The following is a 20,052-nucleotide window of genomic DNA, read 5'->3' on the forward strand; positions in this document are numbered from 1 at the left end:
ACTTGTACAACCCGGCCGTCTTCAGGCCATCGAGCTCTAAACGGAGATGGGACAGGAAGTGGTCACTCATTCAGGCACGCCCCTCGGCTCGATCGACAGCGGCAACGGGCGGAAAGCCGGTGCGGCAGAGCGCATCGAGGCCTTCGAGATCCAGTCGCTCGAGGCCCAGTTCCGGCAGGAGGTCGTTCTCGCCTTCGAAGTCCCGGCCGTACATGGCCGAGAAGATGCGGATTCCCGCCTCATGCAGGTCCGCCGGGCATCCGGCGAGGCGCGCGAGCTGCGCCGTGACGACCAGGCCGAAGGGGACATCCTCCGTCACATAGCGGCTGTCGGCCGTCGGGGGACCTGTGCCGTTATGTCCGGCCTGATGCATCTCCTGGTTCATCTGCGAGATGGTGCTGACGGGCACATGGAACGACAGGTGGAAGTGCTGGTATATGTCGCGCACCTTCAGCTGCAGCTTCTCGGCGACGGCCAGGCGCTCGCGGTCGAGCGTCTCGAGGAGACGACCGATATTCGGGGTGACGTTTTGCGCCTGCACCCAAGTCTCGCCGCGTTCCATGCGCGACATGTTGCCGAGCGCGATCCCGAGATGGTTTTGCGGGTTCAGGTTTGACAGAGCGATCGCCAGCAGGCTGCCCCGATCGACAAAATGTTCGCCGAAGAGCGCCGTGCAAACCGTGTGGCCACGCTTACTTTCCGATTCCGGAACCGTTGCCAGGTCGACCTGCTTGCGCACCGTGTTCACCTGGACCAGCGCCGGGCCCAGCTTCCGGCCGCTGACGATCGTGGTCCCCCAGGCAACGATCGGCACCGTTGTCCCGCGCGCTGCCAGAAGCGACGAGAGATAGAGCGCTCCGAACGAGGTGTGCGAGCTGAAGATCACCACCTGCTGAGCGTTGAGATGCGGCGCGATTGCATCCAGCACGAAGCGGTGCCCGTAGGCCGGCAGCGCGATGAGGATCGCATCCGCATCGCTGACCAGATCTTCCGCGCTCTCGGCAACGGCCGGAAGGAACGTGCCCTCGATGGCCCCCTCGGCCGTCAGGCTCTCTCCTTCGGCGAGCGCCACAGTGCCCGTGCCGGACGGCGACCAGAGCGTCGCCTTGTGTCCCAGTTTTTCAAGAAGTGCAGCGGTGCCGAAGGCAATAGAGCCAGCACCTGCGATACCTACGCGCATGTCGTTTTCCACTTTCACTGATATCGGGTAACGGGCGCAACCAGGCGCCGGTCGTCGAGACGTTGCGGCTACGCCGCCGCGGTTCGGGATGGGATGAGTGTGGTCGCTTCGGACGCCCAGCCAACCCAGATGTCGTCCTGGCTGAGGCCTTCCACTTCGCTCGGGTGAACGAGCGCGTTGAGCAGATGTCCGTCGCCGATCTCGACCTTGAGCGATGTGTGGTTGCCCTTGAAGACACGCTGGCGGATACGCCCTTGCACCCGGTTCGCCACGCTCGGCTCATGGGCCGAACATTGGATCGCTTCCGGCCGCAGCACGACGTAGATCGCGTCTCCCGGCTTTGGGGAAAGCGCACCGGAGGAAGCCTTGATCGTTACGCCGTTCCAACGCACTGCGGCCTCGCCGGCTTCCGTGCCCACGACATCGGAGCGCAACAGATTGGTTTCGCCCAGGAAGGTCGCGACGAAAGCGGATCCCGGCCGCTTGTACAGGGTCGCCGGGTCGCCCATCTGCTCGATGCGGCCGTTGTTCATGACCACGATCGTATCCGACATTGTGAGCGCCTCTTCCTGATCGTGGGTCACGAACATGAAGGTCTTGCCGGTCTGTTCCTGGATCGCCTTGAGCTCGACCTGCATGGTCTGGCGCAGCTTCGCATCGAGGGCGGAAAGCGGCTCGTCCAGCAGCAGGACGTCAGGGTCGGGCGCCAGCGCCCGCATCAGAGCGACGCGCTGGCGCTGGCCGCCCGACAGCTCGGACGGAAGGCGGCCTGCGAAATCCTGCAATTGCACGAGCTCCAGAAGTTCCGACACGCGCTTCTGGATCTGCCTGTTGTCGACCCCCTTCAGCTCCAGGCCGAAGGCGATGTTCTTCGCGACCGTCATGTGCGGGAACAGCGCATAGTCCTGGAACACGATGTTGACGTTGCGCCGGTTTGGCGGAACCTTTGTCACGTCCCGGCCGGAGAGCAGAATGCGGCCGCTCGTGGGTGTTTCGAAGCCGCCGAGCATACGCAGCGTCGTCGACTTGCCGCAGCCGGAAGGGCCGAGCAGCGTGACGAACTTGCCACGCTCTATGTTGAGGTTGAGATTGTCGACGGCGACGAAGCTGCCGAAGCTCTTTCTGACATTTTCGAACTGAACTACCGGTTCCATCAGCGGATCCTCGAACGACGAGTGAGATATTCTGCGTAAAGCCCGACCACGGCGGTCACGACCAGGACCAGCGTCGCCATGACGTTGATCTCCGGCGACATGCCGGACTGCACGCGGGCGAAGATGAGCATCGGCAGCGTCGGACGATAGCCGCCGAGGAAGAAGGTGCGGACGAAGTCATCGCTCGACAGCAGGAGGCAGAAGATCATGCCGCCGAAGATGGCTGGCCCCAGGTAAGGAAGCGTCACGCGGAAGAAGGTGACGATGCTGTCCGCGCCGAGATCGCGAGCGGCATCAACGAGATTGCCCGGCATCGAGCGCAGTCGCGTCAGCACCATGACGACAACGAAGGGCACGGCGTGAACGACGTGGCCGAGGATGATGGCGACCGTGCCGGTCGGCAGTTCGATGGTGGTGATGAAGATGCGCAGCGAAATCGCCGAGATCATGCCCGGCACGACGGCAGGCAGGCAGGCGACCGCGAAGGCCACGTATTGAGCGGCGCCACGCAGCGATCCGATCAGCATCGCGATCCAGACGCCGATCACCGTCGCGATGGTCGTCGTCGCCGCGGCAATCATGATGGTGTAAAGGCAGGCGTCCAGGAACTGCTTGTCCTGAATGACCTTGGCGTACCAATCGATCGTCAGGTTTCCAAGCGGGAACGAAATGAAGCTCGCATCCTTGAAGCTGACCGCAACCATCAGAGACAGCGGCAGAAACAGGTACAAGACAAACAGCCAGTAGAAGGACTTGAGGGCCAGTCCCGGCCAATCGTGAAACATGGCTCGCATCAGAATGTCCTTTGCTTTGAACCGCCGACGACCCGCATGAACAGACCGACGGTGACGAGCGATGCGGCAAGCATGATCATCGCGAAGGCCGCACCGGCCGGCCAACGGCTGCTGGCACCGTGGAAGAAGCTGCTGATCGTCTCGGAGAACATGCTGGTGGTCGGCCCGCCGAGAAGAATGGGAGCGGCGAACACGCCCATGCAGGTGAGGAAAACCAGCGAGCATCCCGACACGATGCCGTCGCGCGAAAGCGGCAGGATGATGCGGCGGAAGCGTGTGAACGGCCCTGCCCCAAGATCCGCCGAGGCATCGAGCAGCGACTTCGGGATCTTCTCGATCGCCGAATAGAGCGGCAGCAGCATGTAAAGGCAGACCATGTAGACCAGGCCGAAGCTGATCGAGAACGAGGTGTAGAGCATCTGGATTGGACGTTCGGTCAGGCCGATTTCCCGCAGCAGCACGTTGACCGCACCGCGATTGGCCAGAAGCATGATGACGGAGAAGATGCGGATGATCTCACCGGCCCAGAAGGGCGCCAGCAACAACAGCAGCGCCTGCGACCTGTTGCCGGTCGTCACCACCTTGGCAACGTAGTAGGCAACCGGATAGACCACGATCAGGGTAACCGCAGTTGCGATCGACGCGTAGATGAAGCTACGCAGCAGCGGCATCCAGTAGAGCTTCTCGCTGAAGAAGAGCGCGTAGTTGTCGAACGTGAAATTCGCTTCCACGCCAGGTTGGGGCGGGTAGCTCGACAGAAGGCTGATGCGCAGCATCTCGTAGATGGGGCCGATATGCATCATCAGCATCCAGACGACCGGCACGCCGGCCAATAGGAAGATGCGGCCATATCGCCACTCTGCAACGGCGCCCAGCGTATACCGGTAGACAGGAGAGTGGATCACCCGGGCGATGCCTGTCGAATACTTCATTTGAGCGGCATAGGCGGCAATACCGCCATGCGCTGTACTTGTTCCCACGGCCATTGAATTGTCCCAAACCTTGACCCGATGGGCGGCGACTGGACATGCGTCATCGTGCTGACCCCGTCGCTAAAACGGGGCCAGGACCAGTCGCCGCTCTATGGTTGCTTAAGCCGCCTTCAGTTCGGCGACGGCACGATCAATGATTTCGTTTTTCAGTGCGCGGTTATGCGTGCTGAAGAAGGTGACGCGCTCAAGCTCTTCCTGCGGCAGCGTCGAAGCCAGCCGTTCCTTTTCGTTGAGCAGCTTGTCGACGCCCGAGATCGTCGAGCTGAAGCCGGAGGTGCGCGTCATCGCGGCACCGACCTCGGGGTTGGCCAGGATCGCGTCGAACAGCTTGTAGGCGTTTTCGGCGTTGGGCGCGTTGTTGACGATGTTCAGCGTATAGCAGAAGCCGTAGGTGCCTTCCTTCGGAACGGAAAGCTTCACCGGAACACCATCCATGATCAGCTTGGCGGCCGGGCCGGACCAGGCTTGCGCCAGGTGGATGTCCTCGTTGATGAACATCTGCTGCACTTCGCTGGCCGCATCGTAATATTTGCGAACCATACCCTTGTGCTTGATCAGGAAGTCACGCGCCTCACTGGCCGCCTTCTGGGCTTCGTCGGCCTTGCCGGTATAGGTAACGAAGTCGCCGTCATGGCCGAGATACTTCATGGTGATCGACATGAAATCGCCCGCCATATAGGCGGTCAGACCCTCGTATTTCTCGTCGAACATGATGCCCCAGCTATCGGCCTCCGATACGTAGTCCGTATTGCGGACCAGGCCTTCGTAGCCGGCAAGGATCGGCAAGCCCCAGAGATTGCCCTCGTAGCGTGCCCAGGCCGCCTCCTGATAGGCGGAATTGAGGTTCGACCAATTGCGCAACTTGGCTGTGTCCAGTGCCTGCACCAGCTTCGAGTCGATGAATTGGCCATAGCGATGGCCCGCGACCGTCACGATATCGGTCGTCGGATTTGCGCCTTCTGCCGTGAGCAGATTGTACTGCTTGCCCTGGTCGTCGGTCAGGCGGATGCGCACCTCGATGCCGCTTTCCTTCTGGAACTGCTCGATGAAGTCCTGTGGCAGGAACTTGTCGTATGTGGTGATGTTGAGAACCGAGCTCTGCGCGCTTGCCGAGCGGATGATGTACGGCGCTGCGAGCAGCGTGGCGCTGCCGGCCCCCAGCAGCTTGAGTGCGTTTCTGCGATTGATCTTTTGCCCGATAATCATTGTTCCTCCTCGCGCCTCCCAGCGTGACTTGATGAGCGTCGGTCCGTGCGTGGGCGCATTGCCGGACCGATCGCCAATCGCGCAACCGGATCGATCCGACTGCAGCCTGCACATAGATAGGCGCAGCGATTTTAGCCCGTCCAATTGTTTATGAGCCTGCGCCCATTCCATAAGGTTATAGGCTATCGTGGCGCGTAGCGTCGCCAAGCCTCTGGTGCTTTCCAGCATCACGGGCTGCCAGATTGTCAATATCCGTTGGCGCAGCTAGGGTGATCTGCGACCGGCACTGTTGAGAAGTTATGGAATGAAGCGCGCACCGAACCTACGACAAATCGAGGCCCTCAAGGCCGTGATCGAATGTGGTACGGTCAGTCGCGCAGCCGAGATATTGCATATCTCGCAACCGGCGGTGAGCAAGCTGCTGGCGCATTTGGAAGAGGATACGGAACTTGCGCTGTTCGATCGTGTCAAGGGGCGGCTGATCCCTTCAGAACATGGTATGCGGCTCTACAAGGAAATCGACCGTGTCTTCGCCGGCATCAAGCAGATAGAGCGCGCCGTCGACTTGATCCGGCGCGAGGAGCTCGGGCAAATATCCGTTGGCGTGATGCCCGCCCTGTCCGGCCCGTTCATCAGCCACACCAACAAGCGCTTCCTTGCCAGGCATGCTGATGCCTATATTTCCGTGGTGATCCGCAGCTCACAATTCATCGTTGAATGGCTGCTGTCCAAACAGGTCGATATCGGCCTGATCAACCGCAATACGGACAATCCTTATATCGAGTGCGTTCCCTTGCGCGGCGGCGACCTAGTCTGCATTGCACCGGCGGGGCATCGCTTCGCCGCCAAGCAAGAGGTCGAGCCCGCCGATATCGACGGCGAGCCGTATATCGGCTTTGCGGCCGACAACCGCATCCGGCAGAAGATCGAAAGCACGCTTGATGGCTATGGCACCCGCCTGAATTACATCATGGATGCAACCCTCGCGCCTGCCGTTTGTGAAATGGTCGCCAACGGTTTGGGGATCGCCATTGTCGACCCGGTGTTCGCCTACGGCCAGCGCGATCAGATCACGATCAGGCCTTTCCGCCCCAACATCGCATCTGATCTCAGCCTCTGCTGGCTTCGCGACACAAAAAACCGCCACCTCGTCGATGCCTATGTGGAAGCGACGCGCGCCACCGTGCAGGACATGCAGCTCAGGATGGGTGTGGCCGGCTCTTCATCTTCCTGACCCCACGCCTGCGCCGCACCATTCGTCCTTCAAACGAGTTTGATGAGCGCGACACCCGCAAGCAACAGCACCACCCCGGCGAGGCGCAGCCCCGACACCGGCCGCTGCGGGAGACGGAACCAGCCGTAGCGATCGACGAAGACACTTGCGACCTGCTGACCGGCGACGGTAAAGCCGACCGCTGCGGCCGCGCCGATCACGGGGATCGCGGTAAAAACCGTGGTGACATAGGTAGCACCGGCAAGGCCGCCGAGCCAGCCCCACCAGGGCATGGTCTGCACGCCGCCGATGTTCGGACGGGGTGCCTTCTGTCTAGCGAGCCCAACAAGCATTACCGCTGCCATCGCGAGCGTTGCGACGAAGAACGAGACGGCGCCCACGGCAAACGGCGCACCACCGAGATCGTGGCGCAGCAGCGCGTTGACTGCGCCCTGGACCGGGAGGACCGCGCCTGCGGTCAGCGCCAGGGCGATCCATCCAAGCTTGTCAGCCTTGAGGTTGTCCTTTCCGCCTTGGCCGAACACGATCATGCCGACCCCGATGAGCACCACGAGCGTGCCGATCGCTGCACCAGCGCGAAGTCCGGTTGGCATCACACCAAGCAGACCGAAGCTATCGAGCGCAAGGGACGCAAGCATCTGCCCGGCGATAAAGAGCCCGACGGAAACGACGGCGCCTAGTCGGGGAAAGAGAACGATCGTTGAAACGACGTAAACCGCCGAGGCGGTGCCTCCGACGAGATGCCACCATTCGGCCTCTGGAACTGCGGTGAGAACGGCAACTGTTCCGGTAAACAGGGTGACGAAAAACAGCAGGCCAGTGCCGATCGCGAGCTGGAGCGTGGTGGCCGCAAACGGCGACCCGACAGCCTTCGAAAGTTGTGCGTTGGCGCCCGCCTGAACGGCGAGCAGACCGCCGGCAACCAGAGCCAATGGAACGAACAGGGTCTCCATCACGGGACCTCCTTGATGAATAGCGCGAAGGGGACAAGGACCAGCGTTGAGGTTCTCTCACACCGGCAGCCGGGCTCGACAGGCGCGTTCGACCGTCCTGTCCGAACGTGTTTATCTAGTTAGGCCGTGCCTTCTCGCAGATCGATCTGTCACTTTGCCGTTTCATGCTGCATATTCGCACATCCCTGCGTTTGGGCCTTCGAAGCGCCGAGTCGCCTGATCTTGGGGGTGGTTGTGCCGATCCGACCGACGATGGCGGAGACGGCGCTGCGACGTGCACGCTCGATCCGCAACGCTGCTGAAGGTTTGCCCAGACATGAACAGCCACCATCGTATCGACTGGGAAGATCTCCGCTTTGTCCTGGCGGTCGCGGAGGCGAATTCCCTCGCTGCCGCAGCCCGCGCGCTCGGCGTCAATCACACCACCGTGCTCAGGCGCGTTGGATCGTTCGAGCAGAGATTGGGGGTCCGCCTGTTCGATCGCCTCCCGTCCGGCTACACGCTCACAGCCGGCGGCGAGGAACTGCTCGCGGTGGCCCGACGGATGGCGGAAACGGTCACCGAACTGGAGCGCCGCCTGACCGGGCAGGACCTGCGGCTGGAAGGCAGCCTGCGGATCACCACCACCGACACATTGATGGCCTCGATCCTGCCGTCGATACTCGCTGCCTTCCGGCAACGCCACCCGGGCGTCCTGCTCGAAGTGAGCACCTCGAATGCACTCGCAAATCTCTCTCATCGCGACGCTGACGTCGCCATTCGCCCCGCCGTCGATTCACCCGATGCGCTCGTTGGCCGCCGGATCGCGAACGTTGCCTTTGCCGTTTATGCGGCGCCTTCCTACCTGCAGGAACGCGGCCTTGGATCGTCCGACAAGATCGATTTCGCGGGGGAACGCTGGATTGGGCTCGGCGATGCGCTTGCTTCGACGAGCGTGTCACGATGGATGCGCGCGACGCTGTCAGCGCCGGCGGTGCTGCGCTGCGATTCCCTGGTGACTGCGCGCGAAGCAGCAGCAGCCGGCATCGGGCTTACGGCGCTGCCTTGCTATCTTGGCGATACGACGCCGGGCCTGGTGCGCATCGGCTCACCGGTCGCCGCAATGACGCGAGAGCTCTGGCTCCTCACCCACGAGGACCTGCGCCGCACCGCCCGTGTCAGCGCCTTTACCGAGTTTGCAGGCCAGGCGCTCGCGAAACATCGGCCGCTCTTCGAAGGGCGTGATCCCTCCGCGCGCCCACTCTCGGAAAACGCAGCCGGCACCTAGTCCGCTGCGCGGTTTGTCCCGTGCCGCAGCCGCTCGAGTGCTTCGGCGTGCAGCGTCTCGTTTGCTGCCATGAGGACTGTCCCGTACTGGTTCGTGTTGGCCAATGGTCGGCCCTCCCAGTCCGTAACGATGCCACCCGCTCCTTCGATGATGGGTACCTGAGGAAGGATGTCGTAGTCGAACACGTTGCTTTCGACCAGGATGTCAACGCAACCAAGCGCCAGCAGGCCGGCGGCGTAGCAATCATGCGACATCCGCGTGAAACGGGCGCCGGCTGCCAGCCGCGAGAAACGCTCTCTCGTATCAAGATCGAACTGCTCCAGCGCCGATGTATAGACGATCGCTTCCTTGAGGCGGGCGGTTTCGCTCGTTCTGATTGGCACACCGTTGAAGAGCGTCGGGCTCGCCCGCTGGCCGACCCAGCGCTCGTTTGTTATCGGCTGCTCAATGATGCCAAGACACGGTGCGCCCTGATGCAGCAGCGCGATTTGCGTGCCGAAAGCAAGCGAGCCGGACGCAAAGGACTTGGTGCCGTCGATCGGATCGAGCACCCAGACCCATTCCGCATCGGCATTGGAAGCACCAAACTCCTCGCCGCGAACGCCGTGGTCTGGTAAACGCTTCCCGATCATCTGCCGCATCGTCATTTCGGCGAGACGATCGGCGTCTGTGACAGGGCTGCTGTCCGCCTTGGCGTCGATTTCGAGCCGTTGGCGAAAATAGGGACGGATAACGGTAGCGGCGGCATCGGCCATTTCGTGGGCGAATGCCAGAAACGCAGGTGGGCAGGCGTGTTCGACCGTCATTCTTAGACCTTCTCAGCTTGCGTTATGATTTTCTGCAACAGGCTCCGGACCGTCTCGACCTGCCTGTGGGCGGCCGCCACCTCCTGGCGCAGTCGCGCCTCCTGATCGCCGGCTCCAATCGTGGTGAAGCTTGCCGTGCGGGCGGGGATGAACGGATCGCGTGCCTCGTCGGCAAAGCGAAGCGCGGGCGCGAAATAGCCCTCCTCCTCTTCCAATCCAAAGGCCAGGACCTGCGGCTTGTCGCAGCCAAGCAGCAGCAGCTCAACCAACATCGCCAGCATCGGCAAATCGCCGTTTCCCGAAAGGCAGGCGAGATGCGCCCAGCCGCCGCGATCCGGCCGTACGAGGCAATCCTTGACATGCACCTCGGTGATATGCGGCGCCTGCGCGGCCAGCGCCGACATCGGCACTTCAAACGCATTGATCATGTTGCCGAAATCGAACAGAAGGCTGAGGCGCGGGTTTGCGACTGCCTTGACGATTTGGATCAACTCTGCTGACTTGAGGTCCTCATGCTGTTCGAGCGTGTAACGGAGCCTGCCCTCAGGATCGAGGTTTTCAAGCTGCCGCAGATCGGCGATAGTCCATTCGACGATCTCAGAAACCCGCCCCTCGTAGCGCGGGTAGCAGCGAAGCGATGTGGCTCCTGTCGCAAGCGCGATACGCACCGCGTCGGAGAGCCCGGCAAGCTCGGTCGTGCTGGTCTCGACATGCAACTCCAGACCGAGACTGCTCACCGCCGCGCCAAACGCCAGCAACGCCTTGTCTGACATTCTGGCCAGACTTGCCTGCTCGCCGTCCTCGACATGAACCTTGAGGCCCTGCAGACCCAGTTCTCTTGCGAATTCAGCCAGATCCAGGGGCTTCATGCCACCAAAGCGGAAGTTCAGGTGGAAGGCATAGGCATGAGCAAAGAGCGGCGCACGTCGTGCCCGCGCAGCGAGCTTCGCACGGCTCTCGGCAGACAGACCCTCCATCCTCTGCCGCCAATTCGGGCGAGGCGTCATTTCCCATGGCAAATCGGGCACCATCCCGGATCCTCCGCAAGCGATCGGCATTGTTCGAAGTTTTCGTTCTCGTCAGGCCGCAAGAACAAGCAGGTCACGATCAGAAATGCTGACTTCGACCGCGGTCCCGACAGAAGGCGGCGGCGTGTCGGGTTGGTTGAACGTATCGAGCGAGACGAACTGACCGGCAACGGCAACCCTGATGCGGATGACCGAACCGAGGAAATGCACCTCGGCAATATGGCCGGAGAGAACGACGCTGCCCTCGTCCTTTCGTCCGAGCGCCACGGTTTCCGGCCGGAGCGCCAGGCTCACGCGGTCACCCGCCCGTCCGGGCAGCTTCCTGTTCAGAGCCACCGGGATATCCCCCAGCCCTACCCGCCCCGCGGCTGCGTCGATGAGGCTGGCATCGAGCAGATTAAGCGTGCCGACGAACTGCGCCACGAACCGCGTCGCCGGCCGATTGTAGATTTCAAAAGGAGTGCCTACCTGATCGACTATGCCTTGATGCATGACCACGACGCGGTCCGACATCGACAAGGCCTCTTCCTGATCATGCGTCACGAAGATGGTAGTGATGCCGAGCTCACGCTGGATGCGGCGGATTTCTTCTCGCAGGCTCACGCGTATCTTTGCGTCAAGCGCCGACAGCGGCTCGTCAAGCAGCAGAACCTGCGGGCGGATTGCCAGCGCGCGCGCCAGGGCCACGCGTTGCTGCTGGCCGCCGGAAAGCTGGAATGGGTAGCGCTCGCCGAGTTTCGGTAAGCCGACCATCTCCAACATTTCCCCGACACGCGTGCGGATCTCTGCCTTTCCAACGCCCTTTATCCGCAGGCCGAAGCCGATGTTCTCTTCGACCGTTAGGTTCGGGAAGAGCGCATAGGCCTGGAAGACCATTCCGATGTTGCGACGGTTGGCAGCAAGGCCGGTCACGTCGCGCCCCTCGATGCGAATGGCACCGGCCGTCGGCGCCTCAAATCCGGCGACCATGCGCAAGACGGTTGTCTTGCCGCAGCCGGATGGGCCGAGGAAGGAGACGAACTCCCCTTTCTCGATGTCGAGGTTGAAATCCTTGACGACGCGCAGCGCACCGAACGATTTTTCCAGATGACGGATGTCGAGAAAGGCCATGATCAGCGCCTCACGGTAGAGAATTTTGAAAAGCGGGTGAAAAGCTGGATCAGCCCCATGCAGGCCCAGGTGATGCCGAACGCCACCACCGCGAGCGCCGATGGTTCATAGGCGCGATTGCCGCCCATCCAGACCATGTAGGGACCGAAGCTGCCGACGTTGAGCAAGGCGGCAAAGACGTATTCGCCGATGACGATCGCGAAGGTCAAAAAGGCGCCGGAAAGCACCGAGACGAAGACGTTCGGCAAAATGACGACGGCGAGGATCCGGGCCCAGCCGGCGCCGAGGCTCTGGGCCGCCTCCGTCAGGCTGCCGACGTCGACGGTGCGGAGCCCAGTATCGACGGAGCGGTACATGTAGGGCAGCGACAGTGTCGCATAGCCGAACAAGAGCAGCAGATTGGTGCCCCACCAGCTTCCCGTCAGCGGCAGGATCGAAGAGGTATTGTAGATGCGGATGTAACCGAAAACGATGACGATCGGCGGAATGACCAGCGGCAGCAGCGTCAGGAACTCGACGATCGGGCGCAGACCCGGAAACCGCAGCCGCACGAAATAGGCTGTCGGCACGATGATCAGGATGCCGAGAACGATCGTCAGCAAGGCCAGAACCACCGAGTAACCGAAGGTCTGCTGGAACTGAGGATCCGCCAGCACGACACGATAGGCTTCGAAGCTGTAGCCATCGCGCTGCATGCGCATGGAGAAGTCGAACATGCCGACGAGCGGGAGCAGGAAATAGAGCCCGCCGAAGGCGACGGCGAGCCAGGACCAGAGGCGTCTTTCCGTCATTTGACCCACCTTTCCGCACGCATGCGCAAGACGATGTAGATTGCGTTGGCAACGGCGGTCAGCAGGATCATCGCAAAGGCGATGGCATAGCCGAGATGCGGATCATTGAGCACGTCGCCGCGGATCTGCGCGAAGAGGACGATCGGCGCGATCGAAAGCGATGAGCCGGTCAGCGCGATGGCAGTCGCAACTGCCCCGAAGGCGTTGGCGAAAAGCAGAGCGAGCGTGCCGAGAAGCGAAGGCCAGAGCACCGGCAACGCCACCAGCCGCCAGTACTGAAAGCCGTTGGCGCCAAGGCTTTCGGCCGCCTCCCGCCATTCGCGGCGCAGTCCCTCCAGCGCCGGCGTGATGATCAGCACCATCAGCGGAATCTGGAAATAGAGATAGGTAAGTGCCAGGCCGAGGAAGGAGACGATGTTGAAACCGGCGCCGTAGAGATTGATGCCGAACCAGTGGCGCAACAGCATCGTCACGAAGCCGAGGCGGCCGAGGGTTGCGATGAAGGCGAAGGCGAGCGGGACGCCGGCAAAGTTCGAGGCCACGCCGGAGAAGGTGAGGATGGCGTTGCGCAGCGGTCGCGGGAGGCCACCGAGAGTGATGGCAGCGGCGATGAGAAAGCCGAACAGGCACCCGAGCGCTGCCGTCAGCAGGCTGAGTTCGATCGAAATCCAGAAGGCAGAGCGTATCGAAGGCGCAAGGAGCTTGCCGAGGTTTTCGAGCGTCACCTGTCCCTGCGCGTTGCGGAACGCACCGAGCACGATGTTGAGCGTTGGCAGGATGAGGAACAGCGTGGCGAAGAGGAAGAAGGGGGCAACCCCGAACCAGCTGAGAACCTGCCGCGGCCTGAAGGCTGTCGGCAGGGATGCGACGCTTGTCGTCATCGGATTTGTCCCTGGAATAGTAGCGCCAAAGTCCGGTGAGAGGCTTCGTGACGGGTGAAGCCTCTCTGCCCGAGCGGAGGATTACTTCACGTTGGCGCCGACGACCTTGTCCCAGCCCTCGACCACCGCGGTCTTGTTGGCGGAAAGTTCGTCGACCGTCGGGAAGATCGCCTTTTCATAGGCTTCGGCCGGCGGCAGCTTGTCGAGCAGGTCCTGGGGGAACTTGCCGGCCTTCAGCATGGCATTGAAGCGCGCCGGGTGGCAGTAACCCTTCAGCCAGCCGGTCTGGCCTTCATCGGAATAGAGGTACTCCATCCAGAGCTTGGCGGCGTTCGGATGCGGTGCGTAGGCGGAGATCGCTTGAACATAAACGCCAGCGACGACGCCGCTCACCGGCACGACGACATCCATCGGCGGATTGCCCTTCAGGGCGTCGCGCCAGGCCAAGAGATTGTAGTCCCAGGCAGCGACGATCGGCGTCTGCCCCTGTGCGATCGTGCCGGCCTTGCCGAGCACTGGCACGAAGTTGCCGGACTTGTTCAATTCCGCAAAGAGCTCCAGCCCCTTGCCGCCGGACTCGGTTCCGGGCTTGGCGCCACGCGAGATGCCGGCTGACATCAGCGCCAGGATAGCCTGGGCAGAAGACCGCGGATCGCCGGTGAGCGCAACCGCGCCGGAGTATTCCGATTTCGACAGATCCGACCAATCGGTCGGCGCAGTCTCGAGCAGGTCCTTGTTCACACCGAAGGCCATGACGCCATAGTAGTCGCCGTACCAATACCCCTTCTCGTCCTTGATGTTGCCCGGGATTTCGTCCCAGGTTGCCACCTTGTACGGCTGGAGAAGACCTTCCTGCGCGGCGGCAGGCGCAAAGGCAAGGCCGAGATCGACGACATCAGGCGCCTGCGAGCCGGTATTGCCCTTATTCGCCCGGATCGCTTCCAGTTCGTCGGCGGTACCTGCATCAGGGTTCAGCTCATTGACCTCGATGCCCGGATACTTCGCCTTGAAGCCAGCGATGACCTCGCCGTAATTGCACCAGTCATGGGGGAGCGCGATGACCGTAAGCGCGCCTTCCTTCGTGGCAGCCGCCACCAGCTCCTGCGAGGGCTCGGCGCGGGCAATACCCGGCAGCGCGGCAGCCATGGCAAGGGTGGAGACGAAGGCGCGGCTTGTTGCGCGCGATAGAAGCTTCTTCATGTTTTCCTCCTGTTGACCGTCTGCGACGGATCGTGGGCGATGACTGCTTTTCTGTCCTTGCATCCGGTCGTCGGCACCGCCGTCAGTTCCGGTTCCCCCGCACCTTGTCTGCGTCCTGCGGAAGGGCTGCATCGGTGCGTTTTCGTGTAGGTACAGGATGTAACAATTGGACGACGAAGAAACGTCCATTATGATGCATTCGATCGTACCAATTTTGGAGACACACCGGTGAGCAAGCAGTTGGAAGGCCCGATCCTGCCGTTCCTGCGTATTGATGCGACGATCGCGCTGCCGAAATTCCGCCAGGTGCAGGACCAATTGCGCATGGCCATCCTCAAGGGGCATCTGCGTGCCGGAACCCGGCTGCCCGCCAGCCGCATCCTGGCCGACGAGCTCGGCCTGTCGCGCCAGACTTTGGTGCGGGTGCTCGAGAACCTGAAGGCGGAGGGCTATCTGGAGGCACGGCAAGGGGCCGGGACATTCGTGTCCGCCGCCTTGCCGCGGCAATCGACCAAGCTGTCGATGCCCGCTCGTGGTGACGTTGCCGACAGCGCACCGCCACGGCTATCGCGCATTGGCGCGCAATCGCGCCGGATGTCGGCCGACATCGGCCAGATGGAGGACAGGCCCTTCCTGCCCAACCGGCCGGCGCTCGATCGCTTTCCCTTTGCCATCTGGAGGAAATGCTGGAACGCCGTAGCGCGCAGCGGCAAGGCGGTGGCCATGGGCTATGGCGATGTCGCGGGCGAACTGGTTCTGCGGCAGCGGATCGCCGAGTATCTGGCCCTGCACCGGCGAGACCCTTGCGATCCTGAGCAGATCGTCATCACACCCGGGGGCCACGCGGCCTTCTCGCTCGCAGCGCTGGCGCTTGCCGATGCCGGCGACGGGATATGGTTCGAGGATCCGGGGCCAATCACCACCAGCAACCTCTTTCGAACGCTTGGTCTGCGCCTGTGTCCGACGGATGTCGATGCCGAAGGCATGGATGTCGAAGGCGCGATCGCCCGCTACCCGGATGCCCGGCTCGCCTTCGTCATGCCTTCGCGCCACCACCCGCTCGGCGTCACCCTGACGCTGCCGCGCAGGCTTGCTTTGCTCGAGTGGGCTCGGGCCAACGATGCCTGGATCATCGAGGACGATTATGACAGCGAATTCCGTTACGACGGCGCGCCGCTGCCGTCCATGCGCTCCATCGACAGCAATGGACGGGTCATTTACGCCGGCAGTTTCAGCAAGGCGCTCTATCCGGGCCTGCGTGTCGGCTATCTCGTCCTGCCGCCGCAATTGATCGGTACTTTCCGCAACCTCTCAGCGCTGATCCATCGCAGCGTGCCCGTCGAAACCCAGCTCGCGCTCGCCGAGTTCATCGGCGGTGGTCACTTTGCAAGCCATCTGCGCCGCATGCGCAGCCTCTACGCTGAGCGCCGCGAAACCTTTACGCAAGTGGCGCAGGAGACGCTTGCCGGACTTGCCCGCATCGACAGCTCCGAAAGCGGCCTTAACGCGCTCGCCTGGCTTAAGGGCGGCCGGCAAGACCAGGCCTCGCACCGTGCCGTGCTGGATGCGGGGCTGCAATGTTATCCCCTGTCCGACTATACGATCGCAACACCGCAGCCGGGCGCGCTCATTCTCGGCTATGCCGGCGTTCCGGCAGACCGGATGAGGCCTCTTCTTCTCCGGCTGGCGGATGCGATGGCCCGAACGGAGGGCAACATCGGGATTTGAGGCGGCCGAGGAGCCTTTCGACCACCAAGGCCCATCGGTTCGGCTCCTCGTCGTCACCGCGCTCGCGCCGGGCTACCACATAACCGATACCCCGCAACATGCCGCACCGCCCTCTCTCAGTTCACTGCTGGAGAGCGCGCAGCGGCTTGCTGCTGCGCTGTGTGACACCGACGCCAGGGGCAACGCCGACTTCGGCGTTGGAGGCGGCGAGCAGCGGTTTGCCGCGCACCATGTCGGAGGCCCGCTCTGCCAGCATGATCGTCGGCGCGTTGAGGTTGGCGTTCGGTTCGGACGGGAAGACGGAACTGTCGATGACCCGCAACCCATCGATGCCACGAACCCTAAGTTCGCTATCGACGACCGCCATTCCATCCTCACCCATCCGGCATGAGCCGCAGGGGTGATAGGTGCTCTCCATGGTCTCTCGCACCCAGGCGTCGATCTCGTCATTCGTCCGCACATTCGCTCCCGGGGCGATTTCATCGCCACGGAAACGGTCGAAGGCCGGCTGGGCGATGATCTCACGCGTCAGCCGCAGGCAGCGACGGAAACCTTCGCGATCCTCCTCACGGTCGAGATAGTTGAAGAGGATGTCGGGCTGCTCGTGGGCCTCGGGAGAACGCAGCCGGACGTAGCCGCGGCTTTTCGGCTTGTTCGGTCCGGTCAACACCATGAAGCCGTGGCCATCGAGCGGCTTCTTGCCATCGTAACGCATCGCTGCAGGCAGGAAGTGGAACTGGATGTCCGGCCATTGAAGCGAGGCGTCGGAGCGGATGAAACCGCCGCTTTCGAAGTGGTTGGACACGGACAGCCCCTTCTTGAACAGGAGCCATTCTGCCCCGATCAACGCGCGGCTCAAGACGCCCATCTTGCCGTTGAGCGTGATCGGCTCCTTGCACGCATATTGAATATAGACCTCCGAATGATCCTGCAGGTTCTCGCCGACGCCAGGCAGATCGTGCAGGACGGGAACGCCCGCCTGCTGCAGCACCGCGGCCGGGCCGATGCCCGAGCGCTGCAGCAGGTGCGGCGATCCGATCGGGCCGGAGGCGATGAGCACTTCGCGGCTGGCGCGGGCAATATGGCGCTCGCCGCCGAGTTCATACTCGACACCGACGGCGCGTTTGCCTTCGACCAGCACCCGGCGCGTCATGGCATGGGTGACAACATTGAGGTTCGGACGGCCCATCGCCGGTTTCAGATAGGCATTGGCAGTCGACCAACGCACTCCGTCCTTCACGGTCATGTGCATCGGCCCGAAGCCTTCCTGCATGTAACCGTTCGGATCGTTTGTCGCGACATAGCCGGCCTCGCGTCCGGCATCGACAAAGGCCCGGTAAAGCGGGTTCTTCATCTTGTTGCCGGCATTGGTCGAAAGCGGCCCGGTGGCCCCGCGATAGCTGTCGCCCCCGTCCTGCCAGGTCTCGGCTTTTTGGAAATACGGCAGGCAATTGGCATAGCGCCAGCCGCGCGCGCCCAGCTCCTCCCACTCGTCGAAATCCCGCGCGTGGCCACGCATGTAGACGAGCCCATTGATCGAGGACGAGCCGCCAATGACCTTTCCACGGGGGCAATGCACCCGGCGCCCGTCGAGACCGGGTTCCGGCAGGGTCATGTATTTCCAATTGTATTTCGTTCCGTTCATCGGGATCGAAAGCGCCGTCGGCATCTGGATGAAGATCGACTTGTCGCTGCCGCCGAATTCGAGCACGAGCACCCGGGTGGACGGATCCTCCGACAGGCGGTTGGCGAGCACGCAGCCGGCCGACCCTGCGCCGATGATGATGTAGTCGTATGTTTCGGTCATCGTCGTCTTCTCCGGTGGTTATGGATACTGACCCCAGCCGCGGCCACGGGCGAAAAGCCGTGTCAGCACGTAGTGGACCGTGCCTGCAGCAAGGCAGGACGGCACGGAGGCGGTCAGGTATTTGAAGGCTGGAAGGCTCGCGAGCGTCTGCGGATTGAAGACGGCGACATAGACGATGAAGCCGATAGCAAGAGCAAAGAGCCCGATCGGATTGAAGCCACCCCAGAAGCGGTAGGGACCGTTTTCCTGCGGCCCGTGCAGGCTGCGCATGTCGAGCTTCTGGCGCCGCAAGAAGAAGTAGTCGGCGATACCGATACCGGCGAGAGCGGAATTCAGCGCCGAGGTCCAGACGAGGAAGATGAAGAAGCCGTCATACATCTGCGGATAGAAGACCACGAGCCCGAACGGGATGAGGCAGAAGAGGAAGAGGATCGTGCCCCAGGAAATGGCGCGCACCGATGCCGTACCGACCTGCCGCAGGCCGACGATCGAGGTGTAGAGGATGTTCGCCATCGACGTCATGTTGGCGAAGGCCACGAAGAGCAGTGCGACGATGCCGATCATCGGTCCGGCAATCTTCGTCATCCAGATTGTCGGATCGCTTTCGCCAAGTGCGACTGCCGCAAGCAGGCCGACGATTTCACCAAGGGCAGCGGCCCCGAAGATGCCGAGGATGTTCGGCCAGAAGGCTGTGCGCTCGTTCTTCGTCAACCGCGCCAGATTGCCGATATAGGGCCACCAGGAGAAACCGGCGGCGAGATTGACCTCGACCGCGACGATGAAATTCAGCGTCTTGTCCTCGAACGGCGGCGCAAGGGCCGGCAGCGCCAGGAGCTCGCCGATCGAGTGATGGCTGAGGATGAGATAGAGCATCGCCACCATCAGGAGCACCAGCGCCGGCGATACGACCATGTTGAAGAACTTGATCGAGGTCGGTCCCTTGGCGACGATGAACCAGGTGAGCAGTATCGCGCCGATCGCCGCAACGATCATCTTGGCGCCGGTCGGATTGGCCGCTTCGCCGGCGCTGAGCGCCATCAACCCGTCGATCGAGCGGCCGAACATCATCGCGAGAACCGCGAGCCACCCCATGGTCAGGATCACCACGGCGAGTACATAGACGACGCGGCTGCCGTTGTAGCCGAACTGGCTGCGCAGTGCGATGAACTGCTCGACGCCATAGCGGCCGGACATGGTGGTGGTCGCGAGCGCGGTCAGTACCACGCCGACGATGTTGCCGATGACGATTGCGGCAATGCCCTCCTTCGGCCCGACGAACAGACCGACGGAACCGCCGATCAGAAAGGCCCAGGTGGCAATGGCCAGTGCCGAATTGGCGTATGTGAATTCCCAGAAACCCCAAAGCCTCTCGGCTGGCAGCAGCGGCGCATCGCCACGCTCGGCGGCGGCACGGTTGCGGGCTGCATCCTCAAGCTCGGTTTCGACGGCGGTGAGGCGGTCCAATGCAACGTGATCGGTCATCTCACGCCCCCCAAAGCCAGAAGCCGACGACGAGTACGAGCGTCAGCAAGGTTAAGCAGGTATAGTCGAGCACGGTCATGGTGCCCTCGAAGCGCTCTCCCGCTTCGATGTCCTCATAGACGCGGGCGCGCCGCGACAGTTCGCCCTGCCAGGCGATTTCGTTGTGTTCCATCGTCGTTCCCCTTGTCGCGTCGCGCCTTTTGGCGTCTTTCCGCGAAGACAGTCGCGGCTCCATCAGCCGCAGATCTTCGGAAGCGGGCGCACCGCTTCCGGCTACCGAACCCGCACGGGCTCGGAATAGAAGGGCAGCCGATCGATCCTCGGCGACCAGCTGCCGTTTTCGACAACGCGCCGCACATGAGCGGCGATCTCTTCCATCGGCGCGAACCAGACGTCGCCGCGCCGGATGACCTGTTCGAGAAAGCGGTGCACCACTTCC

At 62.4% G+C, this 20,052-nt stretch carries 19 protein-coding genes; 3 read left to right on the forward strand and 16 right to left on the reverse strand.

What is annotated here, in order from left to right; all coding sequences use genetic code 11:
- Positions 1–70: 70 nt before the first annotated feature.
- From I8N66_RS22290 to I8N66_RS22310, 5 genes are all read right to left on the reverse strand, one after another.
- A complete protein-coding gene (locus tag I8N66_RS22290) occupies positions 71–1,180 on the reverse strand; it encodes an NAD/NADP-dependent octopine/nopaline dehydrogenase family protein (RefSeq protein WP_291157783.1) in 1,110 nt (369 codons plus the stop codon).
- Positions 1,181–1,248: 68 nt separating this feature from the next.
- Complete coding sequence (locus I8N66_RS22295) at positions 1,249–2,334, reverse strand: ABC transporter ATP-binding protein (RefSeq protein WP_291157786.1); 1,086 nt, start codon at positions 2,332–2,334, stop codon at positions 1,249–1,251.
- The gene (locus I8N66_RS22300; protein ID WP_291157790.1) at positions 2,334–3,128 is read right to left on the reverse strand and encodes an ABC transporter permease; all 795 of its coding nucleotides are present in this window, start codon (positions 3,126–3,128) and stop codon (positions 2,334–2,336) included. Before I8N66_RS22300 ends, I8N66_RS22295 begins: the two co-directional genes overlap by 1 nt.
- A complete protein-coding gene (locus I8N66_RS22305; RefSeq protein ID WP_291157793.1) occupies positions 3,128–4,114 on the reverse strand; it encodes an ABC transporter permease in 987 nt (328 codons plus the stop codon). Before I8N66_RS22305 ends, I8N66_RS22300 begins: the two co-directional genes overlap by 1 nt.
- Before the next feature lie 105 nt (positions 4,115–4,219).
- A complete protein-coding gene (locus I8N66_RS22310) occupies positions 4,220–5,326 on the reverse strand; it encodes an extracellular solute-binding protein (RefSeq protein ID WP_291157796.1) in 1,107 nt (368 codons plus the stop codon).
- A 304-nt stretch (positions 5,327–5,630) separates the two neighbouring features.
- Between I8N66_RS22310 and I8N66_RS22315 the strand changes: the two genes are divergently transcribed.
- A complete protein-coding gene (locus tag I8N66_RS22315) occupies positions 5,631–6,560 on the forward strand; it encodes a LysR substrate-binding domain-containing protein (protein ID WP_113539666.1) in 930 nt (309 codons plus the stop codon).
- A 29-nt stretch (positions 6,561–6,589) separates the two neighbouring features.
- On the opposite strand, the gene I8N66_RS22320 is transcribed toward I8N66_RS22315, so the two are convergent.
- Positions 6,590–7,513 (reverse strand): DMT family transporter, encoded by a 924-nt coding sequence (locus I8N66_RS22320; protein ID WP_291157799.1) that lies wholly within the window; start codon positions 7,511–7,513, stop codon positions 6,590–6,592.
- Positions 7,514–7,829: 316 nt separating this feature from the next.
- Between I8N66_RS22320 and I8N66_RS22325 the strand changes: the two genes are divergently transcribed.
- Positions 7,830–8,780, forward strand: coding sequence for a LysR family transcriptional regulator (locus I8N66_RS22325; protein ID WP_291157802.1), 951 nt, complete (start codon positions 7,830–7,832; stop codon positions 8,778–8,780).
- On the opposite strand, the gene I8N66_RS22330 is transcribed toward I8N66_RS22325, so the two are convergent.
- From I8N66_RS22330 to I8N66_RS22355, 6 genes are all read right to left on the reverse strand, one after another.
- Positions 8,777–9,586, reverse strand: a complete 810-nt coding sequence (locus tag I8N66_RS22330; RefSeq protein ID WP_291157805.1) for an inositol monophosphatase family protein — start codon at positions 9,584–9,586, stop codon at positions 8,777–8,779. The two genes, I8N66_RS22325 and I8N66_RS22330, sit on opposite strands and share 4 nt — an antisense overlap.
- 2 nt (positions 9,587–9,588) lie before the next feature.
- Positions 9,589–10,563, reverse strand: a complete 975-nt coding sequence (locus I8N66_RS22335; RefSeq protein WP_291157808.1) for a TIM barrel protein — start codon at positions 10,561–10,563, stop codon at positions 9,589–9,591.
- 102 nt (positions 10,564–10,665) lie between these two features.
- Entirely contained in the window at positions 10,666–11,724 is a 1,059-nt protein-coding gene (locus I8N66_RS22340) for an ABC transporter ATP-binding protein (protein ID WP_291157811.1), read from the reverse strand.
- A 2-nt stretch (positions 11,725–11,726) separates the two neighbouring features.
- Complete coding sequence (locus tag I8N66_RS22345) at positions 11,727–12,515, reverse strand: ABC transporter permease (protein WP_291157813.1); 789 nt, start codon at positions 12,513–12,515, stop codon at positions 11,727–11,729.
- On the reverse strand, positions 12,512–13,396 hold the full coding sequence (locus I8N66_RS22350) for an ABC transporter permease subunit (protein ID WP_291157816.1): 885 nt from the start codon (positions 13,394–13,396) through the stop codon (positions 12,512–12,514). Before I8N66_RS22350 ends, I8N66_RS22345 begins: the two co-directional genes overlap by 4 nt.
- A gap of 81 nt (positions 13,397–13,477) precedes the next feature.
- On the reverse strand, positions 13,478–14,542 hold the full coding sequence (locus I8N66_RS22355; protein WP_291157855.1) for an ABC transporter substrate-binding protein: 1,065 nt from the start codon (positions 14,540–14,542) through the stop codon (positions 13,478–13,480).
- A gap of 282 nt (positions 14,543–14,824) precedes the next feature.
- On the opposite strand from I8N66_RS22355, the gene I8N66_RS22360 reads away from it, so the two are divergent.
- The gene (locus I8N66_RS22360) at positions 14,825–16,324 is read left to right on the forward strand and encodes a PLP-dependent aminotransferase family protein (RefSeq protein WP_291157819.1); all 1,500 of its coding nucleotides are present in this window, start codon (positions 14,825–14,827) and stop codon (positions 16,322–16,324) included.
- A 121-nt stretch (positions 16,325–16,445) separates the two neighbouring features.
- Here the strand turns inward: I8N66_RS22360 and betA are convergent, their stop codons facing one another.
- From betA to I8N66_RS22380, 4 genes are all read right to left on the reverse strand, one after another.
- Entirely contained in the window at positions 16,446–18,131 is a 1,686-nt protein-coding gene (betA, locus tag I8N66_RS22365; RefSeq protein ID WP_291157822.1) for a choline dehydrogenase, read from the reverse strand.
- 18 nt (positions 18,132–18,149) lie between these two features.
- Entirely contained in the window at positions 18,150–19,613 is a 1,464-nt protein-coding gene (locus I8N66_RS22370; RefSeq protein ID WP_291157825.1) for a cytosine permease, read from the reverse strand.
- 1 nt (position 19,614) lies between these two features.
- A complete protein-coding gene (locus tag I8N66_RS22375) occupies positions 19,615–19,785 on the reverse strand; it encodes a hypothetical protein (protein ID WP_113539677.1) in 171 nt (56 codons plus the stop codon).
- A gap of 101 nt (positions 19,786–19,886) precedes the next feature.
- Complete coding sequence (locus I8N66_RS22380) at positions 19,887–20,045, reverse strand: hypothetical protein (protein ID WP_291157829.1); 159 nt, start codon at positions 20,043–20,045, stop codon at positions 19,887–19,889.
- Between the last annotated feature and the right edge of the window lie 7 nt (positions 20,046–20,052).

The organism is Ensifer sp. SSB1, from assembly GCF_016652895.1.
In the GTDB taxonomy this organism is placed as follows: Bacteria; Pseudomonadota; Alphaproteobacteria; order Rhizobiales; family Rhizobiaceae; genus Ensifer.

Coding starts and splice junctions, on each gene's coding strand:
- I8N66_RS22290 (WP_291157783.1), bottom strand. CDS start 1,180: ATGCGCGTAGGTATCGCAGGTGCTGGCTCTATTGCCTTCGGCACCGCT.
- I8N66_RS22295 (WP_291157786.1), bottom strand. CDS start 2,334: ATGGAACCGGTAGTTCAGTTCGAAAATGTCAGAAAGAGCTTCGGCAGC.
- I8N66_RS22300 (WP_291157790.1), bottom strand. CDS start 3,128: ATGCGAGCCATGTTTCACGATTGGCCGGGACTGGCCCTCAAGTCCTTC.
- I8N66_RS22305 (WP_291157793.1), bottom strand. CDS start 4,114: ATGGCCGTGGGAACAAGTACAGCGCATGGCGGTATTGCCGCCTATGCC.
- I8N66_RS22310 (WP_291157796.1), bottom strand. CDS start 5,326: ATGATTATCGGGCAAAAGATCAATCGCAGAAACGCACTCAAGCTGCTG.
- I8N66_RS22315 (WP_113539666.1), top strand. CDS start 5,631: ATGAAGCGCGCACCGAACCTACGACAAATCGAGGCCCTCAAGGCCGTG.
- I8N66_RS22320 (WP_291157799.1), bottom strand. CDS start 7,513: ATGGAGACCCTGTTCGTTCCATTGGCTCTGGTTGCCGGCGGTCTGCTC.
- I8N66_RS22325 (WP_291157802.1), top strand. CDS start 7,830: ATGAACAGCCACCATCGTATCGACTGGGAAGATCTCCGCTTTGTCCTG.
- I8N66_RS22330 (WP_291157805.1), bottom strand. CDS start 9,586: ATGACGGTCGAACACGCCTGCCCACCTGCGTTTCTGGCATTCGCCCAC.
- I8N66_RS22335 (WP_291157808.1), bottom strand. CDS start 10,563: ATGGAGGGTCTGTCTGCCGAGAGCCGTGCGAAGCTCGCTGCGCGGGCA.
- I8N66_RS22340 (WP_291157811.1), bottom strand. CDS start 11,724: ATGGCCTTTCTCGACATCCGTCATCTGGAAAAATCGTTCGGTGCGCTG.
- I8N66_RS22345 (WP_291157813.1), bottom strand. CDS start 12,515: ATGACGGAAAGACGCCTCTGGTCCTGGCTCGCCGTCGCCTTCGGCGGG.
- I8N66_RS22350 (WP_291157816.1), bottom strand. CDS start 13,396: ATGACGACAAGCGTCGCATCCCTGCCGACAGCCTTCAGGCCGCGGCAG.
- I8N66_RS22355 (WP_291157855.1), bottom strand. CDS start 14,542: ATGGCTGCCGCGCTGCCGGGTATTGCCCGCGCCGAGCCCTCGCAGGAG.
- betA (WP_291157822.1), bottom strand. CDS start 18,131: ATGACCGAAACATACGACTACATCATCATCGGCGCAGGGTCGGCCGGC.
- I8N66_RS22370 (WP_291157825.1), bottom strand. CDS start 19,613: ATGACCGATCACGTTGCATTGGACCGCCTCACCGCCGTCGAAACCGAG.
- I8N66_RS22375 (WP_113539677.1), bottom strand. CDS start 19,785: ATGGAACACAACGAAATCGCCTGGCAGGGCGAACTGTCGCGGCGCGCC.